The following is a 17,255-nucleotide window of genomic DNA, read 5'->3' on the forward strand; positions in this document are numbered from 1 at the left end:
CTCCAGCATCGGTCGCCTAAAGTCGTCAGGTCGCGCGCTCCGTCGCGGCACCGCGAGAGAAAGACCCCATGTCGTTCATCGAAGCCATCGTCCTCGGGCTCGTGCAGGGCCTGACCGAGTTCCTGCCGATCTCGTCGAGCGCGCACATCCGCATCATCGGGGAGTTCCTGCCGTCGGCCGAGGATCCGGGAGCGACCTTCACCGCGATCACCCAGATCGGAACCGAGCTCGCCGTCCTCGTCTACTTCTGGTCGAAGATCGTGCGCGTCGTGAAGCGGTGGGCGCTGTCCCTCGCGGGCCGCGTGCCCCGCAACGATCCCGACGCACGGATGGGATGGCTCGTGATCCTCGGCACGATCCCGATCGGCGTGCTCGGGTTCGCGTTCCAGGACGTCATCCGCGACGTCTTCCGCAACCTCTGGCTCGTGGCGATCGTGCTCATCGTCTTCGGCGTCGTCCTCGGCGTCGCCGACCACTACGGCAAGCGCACGCGCGAGCTCGACGACATCACCTACCCGCACGGGCTGGGGATGGGCGTCGCGCAGGCGCTCGCCCTCGTCCCCGGCGTGTCGCGCTCGGGCGCGACGACCACGGCGGCGCGCGCGCTCGGCTACAGCCGCACGGCCGCGGCGGAGTTCGCGTTCCTGCTCGCGGTGCCGGCCGTGTTCGGCAGCGGCCTCTACGAGCTGCTGCACGCGATCCGCGAGCCGGACGCGAACCCCGCGTACGGTCTCGCCGAGACCGCCGTCGCGACGGTCGTGGCGTTCGTCGTCGGCTGGATCGTCATCGCCTACCTCATGCGCTACCTCAAGACCGGCAGCTTCCTGCCGTTCGTGATCTATCGCGTGGCGCTGGGCGCCGTGCTGCTCGTCCTGCTCGCGACCGGGGTCCTCAGCGCGTTCTGATGTCCTCCCGCGTCAGCGCCGGTCGCCGCGACCGTCGCGCGGGTCGTCGCGATCCAGATACCGCTCGAAGGCGCGGGCGATGGCGTCGCCGGACGCCTCGGGGGAGTCCCACGTGTCGCGCGTCTGCTCGAGCTGGCGGATGTAGTCGGTCATCTCCTCGTCGTCCGCGGCGGCCGCGTCGATCGTCGCCTCCCAGGCCGCTGCCTCCGTCGGCAGCGCCCCCTTCGGGATGGCGGCGCCGGTGAGCTCCTCCAGGCGGGTCAGGAGCGCGAGCGTCGCCTTGGGCGACGGCGTGTGGCCGGCGACGTAGTGGGGGACGCTCGCCCACAGCGAGGCCGTGGGGATCCCGGCGCTCTCGGCCGCGTCGCCGAGCACGCTGAGGATGCCGACGGGCCCCTCGTAGGTCGAGCGTTCCAGGCTGAGCTCTTCGCGCACCTGCGCGTTCTCGCTGCTGGCGAACACCGAGATGGGACGCGTGTGCGGCACGTCCGACATCATCGAGCCGAGCGTGACGAGACCCGTGATGTCCTCCGCGAGCGCGCGGTCGACGAACTCCCCGGCGAACGACCGCCAGGCGCGTGCGGGCTCGCTCCCCGTGACCGTCCAGAACCACACGTCGCCGGTTCCCTGCCCGGGCCGGTGCAGCGTCGCGTCCGGCCACCGCAGCACCCTGCGTCCCTCGCCGTCCGCCTCGACGGAGGGCCGGGTGTACTGGTAGTCGAAGTACAGCTCGGGGTCGACGGCGAACGCCGGTCTCGGATCGCGCTCCTCGCGCAGCAGTCGCACCGCTCCCGTCGCGGCCTCTCCGGCGTCGTTCCAGCCGTCGAAGGCGGCGACGATGATCCTGCGTCCGAGTGTCTGCACCGGTCTCCCTTCCCCCGCAGCGCGGGTGTCCGTCCAGGGTAGTCCCGGATGCGGGCCGACTAGGCTGGTTCGGTGACAGCGAACCAGCCTCTCGCCGTGCTGTGGGACATGGACGGCACGCTCGTGGACTCCGAACCGTACTGGATGGCCGCGGAGACGCCGCTGGTCGAGAGGTACGGGGGCGTCTGGGGGCACGAGCAGGCGCTGCAGCTCGTCGGCCTCGGCCTCCCCGATGCGGCGCGCGTCCTGCAGAGCGCCGGCGTGGCGCTCGGCGTGGACGAGATCGTCGACCACCTGACGGACGAGGTCCTGCGTCAGATGGGCGAGCTCGGCCTGCCGTTCCGCCCCGGCGCGCAGGAGCTGCTGCGCAGTCTGCGCGACGCGGGCATCAAGACCGCGCTCGTGACGATGTCGATGCACCGGATGGCCGCGTCGATCGTGGAGCTCATCGACTTCGAGGCGTTCGACCTCGTGCTCGGCGGGGACGACGTCGCCCGCCCGAAGCCCCACCCCGACCCGTATCTCCAGGCCGCCGACGCGCTCGGCGTCGACATCGCCCGCACCGTCGCGATCGAGGACTCGCCCAACGGCCTGCGCGCCGCCGTCGCGTCGGGCGCGGTGTCGCTGGGCGTCCCGCACTTCGTCGCGCTCGACGGCGTCGGGGCGGACGCCCTCTGGCCGAGCCTCGAGGGGCGCGGCGCCGACGACGTCTCGGCGCTGTACCGCGCCCACCGCCCCTGACCCATCCCCCGGAGGAACCATGACCGCCGCCCCTCGCGGCCCCTTCCGCTTCGGCGACCGCGTGCAGCTCACCGGTCCGAAGGGGAAGCTGCACACCGTCACGCTCCGCGAGCGCGGCGAGCTCCACACCCATCACGGCGTGCTCCGTCACGACCAGCTGGTCGGGCTGCCCGACGGGTCGGTCGTCGAGAACAGCTCCGGCAACGAGTACCTCGCGCTGAGACCGCTGCTGCGCGACTTCGTCATGTCGATGCCCCGCGGCGCGGCGATCGTGTATCCCAAGGACGCCGCGGCGATCGTCGCGCAGGCGGACGTCTTCCCGGGCGCGGTCGTCGTCGAGGCGGGCGTCGGCTCCGGAGCCCTGTCGCTCTCGCTGCTGCGCGCCGTGGGCGCGGAGGGACGGCTGATCTCGTTCGAGCGCCGTCTCGAGTTCGCCGAGGTCGCCGTGGCGAACGTGGAGACGTTCTTCGGCGAGACCCCGTCGCAGTGGTCGGTCGTCGAGGGCGACCTCGCCGAGGCGCTGCCCCGCACGGTCGGGGCGGGAAGCGTGGATCGCGTCGTCCTCGACATGCTCGCCCCGTGGGAGGTGCTCGAGCCCGTCGCCGACGCGCTCGCACCCGGCGGCGTGGTGATCTGCTACGTCGCCACGGCGACGCAGCTCTCGCGGGTCGCGGAGTTCCTCCGCGGGCTGGGCTGCTTCACCGAGCCGGAGGCGAGCGAGACGATGGTGCGCGGATGGCACGTCGACGGTCTCGCCGTGCGACCCGACCACAGGATGGTCGCCCACACGGGCTTCCTCATCACGGCACGCAGGCTCGCTCCGGGCGCCGTCCCGCCCGAGGTGAGACGCCGCGCGTCGAAGCGGAGCTACACCGACGACGACCTGGAGGTCTGGACGCCCGGCGCCGTGGGCGACCGCGACATCACGGACAAGAACCTGCGCAAGCGCGTCCGCGACGCGCAGCGCGCGGCGGAGGGCGCACGACGTGCGGCGGGCGATGCCGGCGTGTCCGGGGAGGAGCCGGCGGGTGCCTAGACTGAAGCGCGTGCGAAAGACCCCGGCAATCCTCTCTGCGGCCGCCCTGACGATGCTCGCCCTCGCCGGCTGCAGTCCCGTCGCCGGCGGCGAGGCCTCGTGCGATCGCGCTGCGGGCGCCGACGCGTCGCTGACCGACCTCATCGACGTCACCGGCTCCCTCGACGCGGCCCCGACGGTCGACATGTTCGCCCCGTTCCACGTGGACGAGAACGCCTACGCCGACGTCGAGGTCGGCGACGGGCCGGTCATCACGAGCCTGGACCAGTCCGGTGTGCTCGACATGACCCTCTACGACGGGAACACGGGCGAGGTCGTCATCGGCACCTCGTACAGCGGCGACCTCTCGGCCGTCGGGGTGCTGTCGCAGTGGTCGACGCAGTTCCCGGGTCTCGACGACGCGCTGCGGTGCGCGACGGAGGGCTCACGCGTCATCGCGGCCCTCGACGACGACGGCGTCTCGGCGGAGGCGCGCGAGTACTACGCCCAGGCGGGCTTCCCCCAGGAGGGGTCGATCGTCGCGGTCGTCGACGTGCGCAAGGTCTACCCGGCGGCGGCCTCCGGCACGCTGCAGTACAACGACGGCTTCGGGCTGCCGAGTGTCGTGCGGGACACCGACGGCCGCCCGGGCGTCGTCGTCCCGGACGCGCCGGCGCCGGACGAGCTCGTCGTGCAGACCCTCATCAAGGGCGACGGCGCGGAGCTCACGATCGACGACACGCCCCTCGTGCAGTACACGGGCGTGCTCTGGGACGAGAAGACCGTCTTCGACTCGTCGTGGGAGAGCGGCAGCCCCGTCCCCTTCACCCTCGACGGCGGCGTCATCGAGGGCTTCACGGAGGGACTGGTCGGCCAGACCATCGGATCGCAGGTCATGATCGTCGTCCCCCCGGAGCTCGGCTACGGGGACGAGGGGCAGGGGTCCGTGCCCGCGGGGGCGACGCTCGTGTTCGTCGTCGACATCCTCGGCGTGCAGGACGCGCCCGCGCAGTAGGGGGCGCCGGGGCGCCCCGCGCCTCTTAGGATGGCTGTCGTGGCCCAGAGGATCCCGGCGGAAGAGCGTCTGATGAATCTCGTCGTCGCCCTCATGGCGACCGAGATCGGTCTGACGAAGCAGCAGATCCTCGACAACGTCTCGGGCTACCGGCAGCGCGCCGGCGCGCGGCAGGACGCGCTGGAGAAGATGTTCGAACGCGACAAGGACGAGCTGCGAGCGCTCGGCGTCCCGCTCGAGACCATCCCTTCCGCGTCGGACCCGAAGGACCTGCGGGACGCGCGCTACCGCATCCCGAAGTCGGAGTACCACCTGCCGGAGGACATCTCGTTCACGCCGGCCGAGCTCGCGGTGCTGAGCCTGGCGGGGGAGGTGTGGAGCTCGGGCTCGCTCTCGGAGGACGCGCGTTCCGGCCTGCGGAAGATCCGGGCCCTCGGGATCGACGTCGACGAGCCCATCCTCGGGTTCGCCCCGAGGCTGACGGCGCGCGAGGCGGCCTTCGCGCCCCTGCAGGCGGCCATCGAGTCGACCCGCGTGGTGGCCTTCGACTATCTGAAGCCCGGCGAGGAGTCCGCACGGCGCCGCGTCGTCGAGCCCCTCGCCCTCGTCGAGTACGAGGGCCGGTGGCACGTGTACGGCCGCGACGCCGGGGCGGACGGCGACAGGACGTTCCTGCTCAGCCGGATCGTCGGCGAGGTCGTCGAGACGGGGGCCGTCTTCGACGCGGCCGCCAAGGAGGGGGCGGGGGACCGCGCCCTGGCCGGTCTCGTCGACGTCGCCGCCCGGCAGCGCGCGCTCGTCGAGGTGACGCCGGGGAGCGAGGGCGCCCTGCGCCTCCTGCGGCGTGCGGCGCCCGCCGCCCAGGGCTACCTCGTGTCCTACGTCGACCGGCACATCTTCGCCGACGAGCTCGCCTCGTACGGACCGGAGGTGCGCGTCGTCGAGCCCGCCGATCTGCGCGATGCCGTCGTGGCGCGCCTGAGGGGCGCCCTGGCGGTCCACGACGGGAGCACGTCGTGACGGCGCGGACCCCGCTGCTGGCGAGCGATCAGGTGCGCATCCTCCTCACGCTCGTCCCGTTCCTCTTCGAACGCGGCGAGGTGACGGTCGAGGACGCGGCGGCGGAGTTCGAGGTGACGCCCGCCCAGATGCGGCGCATCGTGCAGCGCCTGCCGCTCATCGGCCTGCCGGGTGCGGACGGCTACTACCAGATGCCGAACGAGATGTTCGAGATCGACTGGGACCTTCTCGAGGAGCAGGACGTCATCCTCATCAACGAGAAGATCGCGCTGGACCGTGCGCCGCGGCTGACGGCGCGTGAGGCCGCTGCGCTCCTGGCCGGCCTGCAGCTCGCCAGCGGCATCCCCGGCGTCGCCGGGTCGGACGTGTTCGGCGGGCTCGTCGACAAGCTCGCGCGGGGCGCGTCGGCCGCGCCCGCCGAGCTCGTCGTGGCGTCGGGCCCGGTCGACGAGGTCCGCTCGATCGTCGCGCGCGCCCTGAAGGCCGGCGTCGCGGTCTCGTTCACCTATCGCGCCCCCGACGCGGGGCCGACCACCCGCACCGTGGACCCCGTGAAGATCCTCATCACGGGCGGTCAGTGGTACCTGCAGGGATGGTGCCACCTGAGGCGCGCGATGCGCACGTTCCATCTCGACCGCGTCGGAGAGGCCCGTCTCACCGACATCCCGAGCACGCACAGGGACGGCTCGACCGAGACCGCCTTCGGCCAGAACGACGGCGAGCAGGTCGCCGTCGTCCGCTTCCCCGCGGAGATCGCACCGCTCCTGGGCGACTACCTGCACCACGCCGAGATCGAGGAGGGCGACGGCGTCGCGACCGCGCGCATCCGGCTCGCGGACGCGCAGTCCCTCAAGCGGATCGCCACGCGACTGGGCGGACGGGCGGAGATCGTCTCGCCGCCGCCCGCGCGACGCGCTGCGGCGGAGTGGGCGGAGGCCGCGCTCGCCCTCTACGGCACAGACTGACAGCCGCGCACGGGCGATCCCGGGCGGGATCGCGGCGTCGCGTCCGGCCACGGAGAAGGCGGGCGGGCTACAATCGCCATGAACCCCCGACTTCCGATCGACGGAGACTCCTCATGCTCGGCAATCTCAACGGCTGGCACCTGCTCATCCTGCTCGCCGTCATCCTCCTCCTCTTCGGCGCCGCGCGTCTCCCCGCCCTCGCGAAGAGCGTCGGCCAGTCGGCCCGCGTCTTCCGGGGCGAGATGAAGCAGATGCAGGAGGAGAGCTCCGAGGACGAGGCGAAGAAGCCCGCCGCGGACACCGGCTACACGCTCAACGGCGAGACGATCGACAAGCCCAAGGCCGACGGCTCGACGGGCTCCTCGCCGCAGGCGTAGCGCCGCATGGCCTCGACCGACACGGACGCGACCGTGCCGGACGACCTGCCGTACCGCGACCGGAGGATGACGCTCGCGGCTCACCTCGTCGAGCTGCGCAAGCGCCTCATGATCGCAGCGGCGGCGCTCGTCGTCGGCATGGTGGTCGCCTTCCTCATCACGGACCCGGTGATCGAGCTGCTCACGCGGCCGATCCAGGTGATCGCCGGCGAGCGCGGCGACGACTTCGCGCAGCTGAACTTCGACTCGGTGACCGCCGGGTTCGACATGCGCATGCGCATCGCGTTCGCGATCGGCCTCCTCCTCTCGGCGCCCGTGTGGATGTGGCAGATCTGGGCGTTCGTCATGCCTGGACTGACCCGCAAGGAGGTCAAGTACTCCGTCGGGTTCATGGCCGCCGCCGTCCCGCTGTTCTTCGCGGGCTGCTACGTCGGCCTGCTGATCATGCCGCACATCATCGAGCTCATGGCGTCGTTCGTTCCCGACTCCGGCGCGCAGTTCTACAAGTACGACTACTACTACGACTTCGTCTTCAAGCTCCTCCTCGTGCTGGGCGTCGCGTTCGTGAGCCCCGTCTTCCTCGTCGCGCTCAACCTCGCGGGCATCATCACGGGCAAGGCGATCCTGAAGGGGTGGCGCGTCGCCGTCGTCGTCGCGACGGCCTTCGCCGCGATCTCGACGCCGGCCGCCGACGTGACCTCGATGCTCCTGCTCGCCGGCATCCTCATCCTGCTGTACATGCTCGCGGGGCTCCTGTCGATGCTCTTCGACCGCCGAAAGCGCAAGCGGAACCCCGAGCTGTTCGCCGAACCGGCGGAGTGAGGGCTTCGCCCGCCCGGGCGCGATAGGGTTCCGAGCATGAGCGGCTCCAGCCCATCCGAAAGCTATGCCGCCGCCCGCGAGAGCCGTCGCCATCCGCTCACCGCCGCGTTCGCGGAAGACCAGAGGTTCGACCTCGACCCGTTCCAGCTCGAAGGCTGCCATGCCCTCGAGGAGGGCCGCAGCGTGCTCGTGGCCGCGCCCACGGGGGCGGGCAAGACGATCGTGGGCGAGTTCGCCGTGCACCTGGCGGTGCGCACGCCCGGCGAGAAGGCCTTCTACACCACGCCCATGAAGGCGTTGTCGAACCAGAAGTTCCGCGAGCTGCAGGCCGTCTACGGCGAGGACGAGGTGGGTCTCCTCACGGGAGACACGAACATCAACGGCCACGCGCGCATCGTCGTCATGACGACGGAGGTGCTGCGAAACATGATCTACGCCGGCTCGTCCGCGCTGCAGGGCCTGCGCTACGTCGTCATGGACGAGGTCCACTACCTCGCCGATCGCTTCCGCGGAGCGGTGTGGGAGGAGGTCATCATCCACCTCCCCCCGAGCGTCCGGATCGTGTCGCTCAGCGCGACGGTCTCGAACGCCGAGGAGTTCGGCGACTGGCTCGACACGGTGCGCGGAGACACCGAGGTCATCGTCTCCGAGACGCGCCCCGTCCCGTTGGAGCAGCACATGCTCGTGCGCGGCGACCTCCTGCCGTTGTTCGACGAGGCCGCGGGCCCCGCGGCCGCCCAGGTCAACCGGGAGCTCCTGCGCGTCCGGGCCTCGTTCGGGCAGGCGCCGCGGTCGGGCGAGCACCGCTTCGACGGCCACCGGAGGGGGCGCCGGCCGCCGGAGGGGCGCCCGACGCCCGTGCGGCGCATGGAGCGGATCGACAGGGCGGAGGTCATCCGGCTCCTCGGGCGGCAGAACCTGCTGCCCGCGATCTTCTTCGTCTTCAGCCGGGTGGGATGCGACCAGGCGGTGCAGCAGGTGCGTCGCTCGGGCGTGAGGCTCACCACGGCCGAGGAGCGCGCCGAGATCCGGCGGATCGTCGAGCAGCGCATCGCCGCGCTGCCCGACGAGGACCTCGGCGTGCTCGGCTACTGGGAGTGGAAGGACAACCTCGAGCGCGGCGTCGCGTCGCACCACGCCGGCCTGCTGCCGGCGTTCAAGGAGGTCGTGGAGGAGCTCTATCAGCGCAAGCTCGTGAAGGTGGTCTTCGCCACCGAGACGCTCGCCCTCGGCATCAACATGCCCGCCCGGACAGTCGTGCTCGAGAAGCTGGAGAAGTTCAACGGCGAGTCCCGTGCGCCGATCACGTCGGGGGAGTACACGCAGCTGACGGGCCGGGCCGGGCGGCGCGGCATCGACGTCGAGGGCCACGCCGTCGTGCAGTGGACGGACGGCCTCGACCCGCAGGCCGTCGCCTCGCTCGCCTCGCGGCGGACCTATCCCCTCAACTCGAGCTTCCGGCCCACGTACAACATGGCCGTCAACCTCCTCGATCAGTTCGGGAAGGAGCGTTCGCGCGAGATCCTCGAGTCGTCCTTCGCGCAGTTCCAGGCCGACAGGGCGGTCGTCGGGATCGCCCGTCGCGTCAAGGAGGCCGAGGAGTCCCTCGCCGGCTACGAGAAGGCGATGTCGTGCGACAAGGGCGACTTCGCGGAGTACGCGGGCCTCCGGCGCGAGCTGAGCGACCTGGAGAAGACCGATCGCAAGGACGCGAACGCCTCCCGGGCCCGGAGGCAGCAGCGGCAGGAGCGGATCCAGAGCCTCCGCAAGCGGATGCAGCGCCATCCCTGCCATCGGTGCCCCGACCGGGAGCAGCACGCGCGCTGGGGCGAGCGGTATTGGAAGCTGCGCCGCGAGACGGGCAAGCTGCGCCGCCAGATCGAGACCAGGACGGGGAGCGTGGCCCGTCAGTTCGACAGGATCATGGACGTGCTCGCGGAGCTCGACTACATCGAGGTCTCGGAGGACGGCACGGCGCTGACGGCGGCCGGACGCCGGATGCGCCGCATCTACGGCGAGCGGGACCTGCTCGTGGCGGAGTCGCTGCGCCAGGGGCTCTGGTCCCGGCTCGATGCGCCGTCGCTCGCCGCCCTCGCCTGCGCTCTCGTGTACGAGCCGCGGCGCGAGGAGGTCGCGGACCCCTACGGCCTGCCGCGCGGGGCCTTCCGCGAGGCGCTGTCGGTGACGGAGGACCTGTGGAGCCGGCTCGACGATCTGGAGCAGGACCGAGGTCTGCCCGGCACGAGCCCCGTCGCCGCCGGGCTGTCGCAGGCCATGCACATGTGGGCGCGCGGTCAGGCGCTCGACCGGGTGCTGACCTCGGCCGACATGGCGGCGGGCGACTTCGTGCGCTGGGCGAAGCAGACGATCGACCTCCTCGACCAGCTGTCGCTCGTCGCCGACGGCGATCTCGCGCGCACCGCGCGGTCGGCGCTCGACGCCGTGCGGCGCGGCATTGTCGCGTACAGCTCGGTGTGACGCCGCCGAGGAGGACGGCGCTTAGGCTTGTCGGTATGCCCGAACGCCCCGTGCTGCCCCTGTGGGCGGCGGTGATCGCCGCGGCCGCAGGCGGGTTCGCACTCGACATGTCGTTCCCGTCGCTCGGGGTGTGGCCCCTCGCCTTCGTCGCGGTCGTCCTCTCCCTGCTGAGCCTCGTCGGGCGGCGGATCGGAGGCGCCGTGCTCGTCGGCGTCGTGTTCGGCGCGGCGTTCTACTTCCCGCACGTGTCGTGGGCGGCTCGGTTCCTCGGCGACACCGCGTTCAACTGGGCGCCGTGGGCGGCGCTCGCGACGGTGGAGGCCGTCCTGTCGGGCGTCGCGGCGATCCCGCTCGCGCTCGCGTACCGCTGGATCCCCCGCGTGCGCGACACGCCCGCGGTCCGCGTCGTCGTGCTGCCGCTCGTGGTCGCCGGCGTCTGGACGCTCCGGGAGGACGTCCTGGGGTCGTGGCCGTACGGCGGGTTCGCGTGGGGGCGGATCGGGATGACCCAGTCGGAGAGCCCGCTCGCGACGCTCTCCTCGTGGGTCGGCGTCGGCGGCCTGACGTTCCTCGTGATCCTCCTGTGCGCCATGACGATCGAGGCCGTGCGCCTCGGGGTGCGCGCCGACGCGCCGGCGAGACGCCGCCGGGCGCTCGCCGCCGGTCCGGCGGCCCTGCTGGTGCTCCTGCTCGTCACGCCGCAGTTCCCGACGACGGACGCCGGCACGATCACGGTCGGCGCGGTCCAGGGCAACGGGCCGGCGGCGTACATGGACGCGCGTGACCCGTACGACGTGCTGAACTCGCAGATCGCGGCCACGGAGCCGTTGCGGGAGTCCGAGACGGACCTCGACGTCGTGCTCTGGCCCGAGGGAGGCGTCGACAGCGATCCGCTCTACAACGAGACGACGGCGCTCTCTCTCGACGCGGTGGTCCGCGCCTTCGACGCGCCCTTGCTCATGAACGCCGCCTCGGCCCGCGGGGGAGACCCCACCTCGGGGGACGACCCGATCTACAACACCTCCATGCTCTGGACGGAGGACGGGGCCGTGCAGCTCCATTCCAAGCGCAATCCCGTGCCCTTCGGCGAGTACGTGCCGGACCGGCCGTTCTTCGAGGCCCTCGCGCCCGGCCTCATCGGCCTCATCCAGCGGGAGTACACGCCGGGGACGGACTCTCCCGTCTTCGACGTGGGCGGAGTCGGCGTGGGCCTCGCGATCTGCTTCGACGTCATCGACGACGACCTCATCCGCGAGGGCGTGGACGGCGGCGCCCAGGTCTTCATGTTCCAGACGAACAACGCCGACTTCCGCGGCACCGACGAGAACCTCCAGCAGCTCGCGTTCGCGCGGATGAGGGCCATCGAGACGGGCCGGAGCGTCGTGAACCTGTCGACGACGGGGACGAGCCAGATCATCGCGCCCGATGGCACGACGACCGAGCAGCTGCCGATCGACGAGGCCGGCGCGATCGTCGCGGACGTCGAGCTCCGGGACGGGACGACGGCCGGAGTGGTCGTCGGCCCGTGGATCACGGCGGCGATGCCGCTGAGCCTCCTCGCGCTCGCGGGAGCGGGGGTCCTGGCCCGTCGTCGCCGACGTGCCTAGGATCGTTGCCATGAGCTTCGACGTCGACCCCGAGAAGAAGTACTGGTACAACCTCAAGAGCGGGGAGGTGGAGTTCGGCCTCGTCTCACCGTCGTCCGAGCGCGCAGGCCCCTTCGACACCGCCGAGGAGGCGGCGAAGGCGCCGGAGGTGCTGAAGGCGCGAACGCGCGCCTGGGAGGACGAGGAGGCGCGCGACGGCGACTGGCCGCAGACGCGACAGACCCCCTCGGACCAGTAGTCTGAGAGGAGCATGCCGCCCCGGCGGCGACGCCTCAGAGAGGATCCGATGGACAAGCAGAGGGACTTCGTGCTCCGCACGATCGAGGAGCGCGGCGTCAAGTTCGTGCGCCTGTGGTTCACCGACGTGCTCGGCACGCTCAAGTCGGTCGCCATCGCGCCGGCGGAGGTCGAGGGCGCGTTCAGCGAGGGGATCGGCTTCGACGGCTCGGCCATCGAGGGTCTGACCCGCTCGTACGAGTCGGACCTGCTCGCGTTCCCCGATCCCTCGACGTTCCAGATCCTTCCGTGGCGGGGCGAGATCGACCCGACGGCGCGCATGTTCTGCGACATCACGACGCCCGACGGCGAGCCGGCGTCCGCGGAGCCGCGCAACGTGCTCAAGCGCACGCTCGCGAAGGCCGCCGACGCGGGTTTCACCTTCTACACGCATCCCGAGATCGAGTTCTACCTGCTCAAGTCGAGCGGCTTCGGCGCCGAGGGCCCCGAGCCCGTGGACCGTGCGGGGTACTTCGACAACGTCCCCGGCGGCACGGCCCACGACTTCCGCCGTCGCGCCGTGCGGATGCTCGAGGACCTCGGGATCTCGGTCGAGTACAGCCATCACGAGGTCGGGCCCGGCCAGAACGAGATCGATCTGCGCTACGCCGACGCCCTGACGATGGCGGACAACATCATGACGTTCCGCACGGTGGTGAAGGAGGTCGCGATCGAGCAGGGCGTCCACGCGACCTTCATGCCCAAGCCCCTCTCCGGCGAGCCGGGAAGCGGCATGCACACGCACCTCTCGCTCTTCGAGGGCGACGTGAACGCCTTCTTCCAGGAGGGCGCTCAGTACCAGCTCTCCCACATCGGACGTCAGTTCATCGCGGGTCTCATGCGCCATGCGGGCGAGATCGCGCTCGTGACGAACCAGTTCGTCAACTCGTACAAGCGCCTGTGGGGCGGTGACGAGGCTCCGAGCTACGTGACCTGGGGGCACAACAACCGCTCCGCGCTGATCCGCGTGCCCCTGTACAAGCCCGGCAAGGGCGGCTCGGCACGTGTCGAGTACCGCGCCATCGACTCGGCGGCCAACCCCTACCTCGCCTATGCGCTCATCCTCGCCGCGGGGCTGAAGGGCATCGAGGAGGAGTACGAGCTCGCGACCGAGGCCGAGGAGAACGTCGGCGCGCTCTCGAGCGCCGAGCGCCGCGCCCTGGGCTACCAGCCCCTGCCGTCGAGCCTCTACGACGCCATCAAGCAGATGGAGGACAGCGAGCTCGTCGCCGAGACCCTCGGCGAGCAGGTCTTCAGCTACGTGCTGGCGAACAAGCGCCGGGAGTACGAGGCGTACCGCTCGCACGTCACGCAGTACGAGCTGAAGTCGACGCTCGACGTCATCTGATCGCGGCGACGGGGTCATGACGAGGGAGAGCCGTGCCTCTGGTCTGACAGAGCTCGCCCGATTCGGCTTCGGCGCGCTCCAGCGCGCGGACGAGCAGCTCTCGGAGCTCGCGGGCCTCGTCGGACTGGAGCGCGACGAGGCGCTGCGCGGAGCGGAGCGGGCAGCCGATCCCGACGAGGCGCTCGACGGGCTCGTCAAGGTCGCCCGGCGCGACGCGGACATCGTCGGCGCCGTGCTGCGCGATGCGCACGGTCGCACGGTCGCGTGGCGGCTGCTCGGGGCCTCGCGCGGCTTCGCCGGCTTCTATCTGCGCCGCCCGGCGTCCTTCGGCGAGCTCGCCCGCATCGGATGGCGGCTTCCGGACGGCGACGGCATGAGGAGGGCCCTGCTCGCGGCCGTGGGCGCGCAGGAGGGCTTCGCCGCGACGGCCGATGAGTCGGCCTGGGTCGCCCTGCGCGTCGCCTATCGCGAGCAGCTCGCCCGGATCGCCGCCTTCGACCTGCTGGCGCCCGACGCCGTCGAGGCCGTGAAGCCGGTCTCCGAGGCGCTCGCGGACGCCGCGGGCGCCGCGCTGGAGGCATCGCTCGCGGTCGCGCGGTCGCGCGTGTCGACGGGCGCCGCCGGCGCCGGCGCGTTCCCGCGCGACGAGGTCGAGCGGACCCGGCTGGCGATCATCGGCATGGGAAAGGCGGGAGCCCGCGAGCTCAACTATGTCTCGGACGTGGACGTGATATTCGTCGGCGGAGCGGCCGAGGGAGCGGAGCTGACGGAGTCCCGCGCCCTCGACATCGCGCACCGGCTCGCGGTGCAGACCATGCACGGCATCTGCGAGATGGAGGTCGAGCCCCCGCTGTGGGAGGTCGACCCGAACCTGCGTCCCGAGGGCAAGCAGGGCGCGCTCGTCCGCAGCCTCGGATCCCACCTGGCGTACTACGACCGGTGGGCGCACACGTGGGAGTTCCAGGCCCTGCTCAAGGCGCGTCCGCTCGCGGGAGATCGGGAGCTCGGCGAGGCCTACGTCGCCGGCACGCAGCCCCTGGTCTGGGAGAGCGCGGGCCGCGAGGGCTTCGTCGACAGCGTGCAGCGGATGCGCGAGCGCGTCACCGACAACATCCCCGCCGCCGACGTCCCCTATCAGCTCAAGCTCGGGCCGGGCGGCATCCGCGACGTGGAGTTCACGGTCCAGCTCATCCAGCTCGTGCACGGCGTCTCCGACGCCTCCATCCGGCGCCGAGGGACGCTCGACGCGATCGATGCGCTGGTCGCCGAGGGATACGTGGGCCGCCGGGACGGTGCCACCTTCGCGCGCGACTACCGGGTTCTGCGCCTTCTCGAGCACCGCCTGCAGCTGGAGGGCCTCTCGCGCACGCACCTCATGCCGCGCAGCGAGGAAGGCCTGCGGGCGCTGGCCCGATCGAGCGGCCTCGCCGACACGGCCGCCCGCGTGCAGGGGCTGTGGGAGGAGATCAAGCGCGAGGTGCGCGAGATCCACGTGCGGCTGTTCTACCGCCCGCTGCTCACGGCGGTCGCCGCGCTTCCGGAGGAGGAGCGCAGCCTCACGACCGACGAGGCGCACGCCCGGCTCGCGGCGATCGGGTTCCACGACCCGAACGGCGCGCTCCGGCACATCCGGGCCCTGACGTCGGGACTCAGCCGCAAGGCATCGATCCAGCGTCATCTCATGCCGGTCATGCTGCTGTGGTTCGCCGACGGCGTGGATCCGGACCGCGGGCTGCTCTCGTACCGGCGCATCAGCGAGCGCCTCGGCGACACCCCCTGGTTCCTGCGCATGCTGCGCGACTCGTCGGGTGCCGCCGAGGGGCTCACGAAGATGCTGTCCGGTTCGCGGTACATCGGCGACCTCATGGAGTGGATCCCCGAGTCCGTGGCCTGGCTCGGAGCGCCGGAGCAGCTGCGCCCGCGCTCCGGCACGGTCCTGAGGGCGGAGGCGCGCGCCATCCAGGACCGTCATGCCGGTCTCGAGGACGCGATGGCGGCCGTGCGGGCGCTCCGCCGCCGTGAGATGCTCCGCACGGCGATGGGCGCGGTGCTGGGGGCGATCACGATCGAGGAGCTGAGCCTCGCGCTGACGACCATCGCCGAGGTGACCATCCAGGCGACGCTGCGCGCCGTGCGCCGCGAGATCGTGCCGCCCGACGACGCGTCGCTCGAGTTCGCCGTCATCGGCATGGGACGCTTCGGCGGGGCCGAGCTCGGATTCGGGTCGGATGCCGACGTGCTGTACGTGTACCGGGCGCAGGGGGTCGACCCCACGCGCGCGAACGAGCTCGCGACGCGGATCGTCTCGGAGGTGCGGCGCGTGTCGGAGGACCTCCGCCTCCCGCTCGACCTCGATGCCGACCTGCGTCCCGAGGGGCGCAGCGGTCCGATCGTGCGGTCGCTCGACGCCTATGCGGAGTACTACCGCCGCTGGTCCGTGTCATGGGAGGCGCAGGCGCTGCTGCGCGCGCGAGGGATCGCCGGATCGGCCGACCTCGTCGACGACTTCACCGCGCTGGCCGACGAGATCCGCTACCCGGCGCAGATCGACGTCTCGGCGCTCCGCGAGATCAAGCGCATCAAGGCGCGCGTCGAGAAGGAGCGGATGCCGCGGCAGGTCGATCCCACACTGCACCTGAAGCTGGGGCCGGGGGGCCTGAGCGACGTGGAGTGGCTCGTGCAGCTGCTGCAGCTGCAGCATGCGCACGCGGTGCCGGGGCTGCGGACGACGTCGACGCTGGGCGCGCTGAGCGCGGCGTCGGCCGCCGGGCTCGTCCCGGAGGTCGCCGCGCGACGCCTGGCGGAGGCGTGGCGGCTCGCCGCGCGTCTGAGATCGGCGAACACGCTGTACTCGGGCGACACGAGCGACGTCCTGCCCGTCGACCGGCGGGCGCTCGACGGCCTCGGGCGGATGCTGGAGTACCCCCCGCATTCGGCCACGCGGGTCCAGGAGGACTGGCTGCGCGCGTCGCGGCGGGCGCGCCGGGACTTCGAGAAGCTGTTCTACGGCTAGCCGTGGCTCAGGCGTGCGCGACCCGATGCCAGAGCGCGGCGTACGCGCGAGCGGCCCCGGAGCGCGGCGCGAACGCCCCGATCGCGGCGTGACGCTCGCCCATCCGCTCGGCGAGGACCGAGAACGGGACGACGATGTCGGTGATCTCGGGCACGCGCGAGGGGAGCTCGGCGACGGCCTCCCGGTGGCTCTTCTTGCGGCGGTCGACCATGGTGAGGAAGGCGACGAGGGAGGCGCCGCCGCCCTGATCCGCGATGAGCGCTCTGACCTGGTCGAAGGACCGCAGCGAGATGAGCGACGGCGACAGGGGAGCGACGACGACGTCGGCCGCGTCGATGGCGTTCTCGGCGACGAGGGACGCGCCGGGCGGGCAGTCCAGGACGATCACGTCGTAGTCGCCTCGCAGCGGCTTCAGAGCTCGGGCGAGGCGCGTGGAGGACCTCTTCGCGCCGTCGAGCACGATGTCGAGCCCCCGGTAGGTGGCGTCGGCGGGGACGACGTCGACGCCGTCGATCGAGGACTCCCTCACGGCCTTCGCGATCGAGCGATCGCCCGAGAGAACGGCGCTCGCGCCGCCTCGCAGCTTCTGGCGCACGGACAGCAGCCATGTCGCCGCGGCCTGCGGGTCGAGGTCCCACAGCAGCACGCGGCTGCCGTCGGCGGCCGCCTGCCAGGCGAGGTTCACCGCCGTGGTGGTCTTTCCGACGCCGCCCTTCGTGCTGAAGACGGCGATCACGCGCGAGATGCTCACGGGCTCATCCTTCCACGAGAGGCGACATGCCCGGAGGGGATCTTCCGGGGCCTGTCCG

At 71.7% G+C, this 17,255-nt stretch carries 15 protein-coding genes; 13 read left to right on the forward strand and 2 right to left on the reverse strand.

Annotated elements, in window-relative coordinates; translation table 11 throughout:
• Positions 1–68: 68 nt before the first annotated feature.
• The gene (locus N8K70_RS07425) at positions 69–905 is read left to right on the forward strand and encodes an undecaprenyl-diphosphate phosphatase (protein ID WP_317140957.1); all 837 of its coding nucleotides are present in this window, start codon (positions 69–71) and stop codon (positions 903–905) included.
• 12 nt (positions 906–917) lie between these two features.
• Here N8K70_RS07425 and N8K70_RS07430 read toward each other — a convergent pair whose 3' ends face one another.
• Entirely contained in the window at positions 918–1,769 is an 852-nt protein-coding gene (locus N8K70_RS07430; protein ID WP_317140958.1) for a PAC2 family protein, read from the reverse strand.
• 72 nt (positions 1,770–1,841) lie between these two features.
• Between N8K70_RS07430 and N8K70_RS07435 the strand changes: the two genes are divergently transcribed.
• The 12 genes from N8K70_RS07435 (at position 1,842) to N8K70_RS07490 (ending at position 16,446) form a co-directional block, all read left to right on the forward strand.
• Positions 1,842–2,510: an HAD family hydrolase gene (locus tag N8K70_RS07435; protein WP_317140959.1), complete on the forward strand. Its 669-nt coding sequence runs from the start codon at positions 1,842–1,844 to the stop codon at positions 2,508–2,510.
• 19 nt (positions 2,511–2,529) lie between these two features.
• The gene (locus N8K70_RS07440; protein ID WP_317140960.1) at positions 2,530–3,546 is read left to right on the forward strand and encodes a tRNA (adenine-N1)-methyltransferase; all 1,017 of its coding nucleotides are present in this window, start codon (positions 2,530–2,532) and stop codon (positions 3,544–3,546) included.
• A gap of 10 nt (positions 3,547–3,556) precedes the next feature.
• On the forward strand, positions 3,557–4,540 hold the full coding sequence (locus N8K70_RS07445) for an FKBP-type peptidyl-prolyl cis-trans isomerase (protein ID WP_317140961.1): 984 nt from the start codon (positions 3,557–3,559) through the stop codon (positions 4,538–4,540).
• Between the two features lie 30 nt (positions 4,541–4,570).
• Positions 4,571–5,560, forward strand: coding sequence for a helix-turn-helix transcriptional regulator (locus N8K70_RS07450; protein WP_317140962.1), 990 nt, complete (start codon positions 4,571–4,573; stop codon positions 5,558–5,560).
• Positions 5,557–6,525 (forward strand): helix-turn-helix transcriptional regulator, encoded by a 969-nt coding sequence (locus tag N8K70_RS07455; protein WP_317140963.1) that lies wholly within the window; start codon positions 5,557–5,559, stop codon positions 6,523–6,525. Before N8K70_RS07450 ends, N8K70_RS07455 begins: the two co-directional genes overlap by 4 nt.
• Before the next feature lie 113 nt (positions 6,526–6,638).
• Complete coding sequence (tatA, locus tag N8K70_RS07460; RefSeq protein ID WP_317140964.1) at positions 6,639–6,902, forward strand: twin-arginine translocase TatA/TatE family subunit; 264 nt, start codon at positions 6,639–6,641, stop codon at positions 6,900–6,902.
• A 6-nt stretch (positions 6,903–6,908) separates the two neighbouring features.
• The gene (gene tatC / locus N8K70_RS07465; RefSeq protein ID WP_317140965.1) at positions 6,909–7,724 is read left to right on the forward strand and encodes a twin-arginine translocase subunit TatC; all 816 of its coding nucleotides are present in this window, start codon (positions 6,909–6,911) and stop codon (positions 7,722–7,724) included.
• 36 nt (positions 7,725–7,760) lie between these two features.
• Entirely contained in the window at positions 7,761–10,202 is a 2,442-nt protein-coding gene (locus N8K70_RS07470) for a DEAD/DEAH box helicase (RefSeq protein ID WP_317140966.1), read from the forward strand.
• Between the two features lie 35 nt (positions 10,203–10,237).
• Positions 10,238–11,809: an apolipoprotein N-acyltransferase gene (lnt, locus tag N8K70_RS07475; protein ID WP_317140967.1), complete on the forward strand. Its 1,572-nt coding sequence runs from the start codon at positions 10,238–10,240 to the stop codon at positions 11,807–11,809.
• Positions 11,810–11,819: 10 nt separating this feature from the next.
• Positions 11,820–12,047 carry an SPOR domain-containing protein gene (locus N8K70_RS07480; RefSeq protein WP_317140968.1) on the forward strand — a complete coding sequence of 76 codons (228 nt, stop codon included), beginning with the start codon at positions 11,820–11,822 and terminating at the stop codon, positions 12,045–12,047.
• A 48-nt stretch (positions 12,048–12,095) separates the two neighbouring features.
• On the forward strand, positions 12,096–13,433 hold the full coding sequence (locus N8K70_RS07485; RefSeq protein ID WP_317140969.1) for a glutamine synthetase family protein: 1,338 nt from the start codon (positions 12,096–12,098) through the stop codon (positions 13,431–13,433).
• Positions 13,434–13,449: 16 nt separating this feature from the next.
• Positions 13,450–16,446, forward strand: coding sequence for a bifunctional [glutamine synthetase] adenylyltransferase/[glutamine synthetase]-adenylyl-L-tyrosine phosphorylase (locus tag N8K70_RS07490; protein ID WP_317140970.1), 2,997 nt, complete (start codon positions 13,450–13,452; stop codon positions 16,444–16,446).
• 7 nt (positions 16,447–16,453) lie between these two features.
• Here the strand turns inward: N8K70_RS07490 and N8K70_RS07495 are convergent, their stop codons facing one another.
• Positions 16,454–17,197 carry a ParA family protein gene (locus tag N8K70_RS07495; RefSeq protein ID WP_317140971.1) on the reverse strand — a complete coding sequence of 248 codons (744 nt, stop codon included), beginning with the start codon at positions 17,195–17,197 and terminating at the stop codon, positions 16,454–16,456.
• Positions 17,198–17,255: the final 58 nt, after the last annotated feature.

This window comes from Microbacterium sp. AB (assembly GCF_032878875.1).
Lineage (GTDB): Bacteria > Actinomycetota > Actinomycetes > Actinomycetales > Microbacteriaceae > Microbacterium > Microbacterium betulae.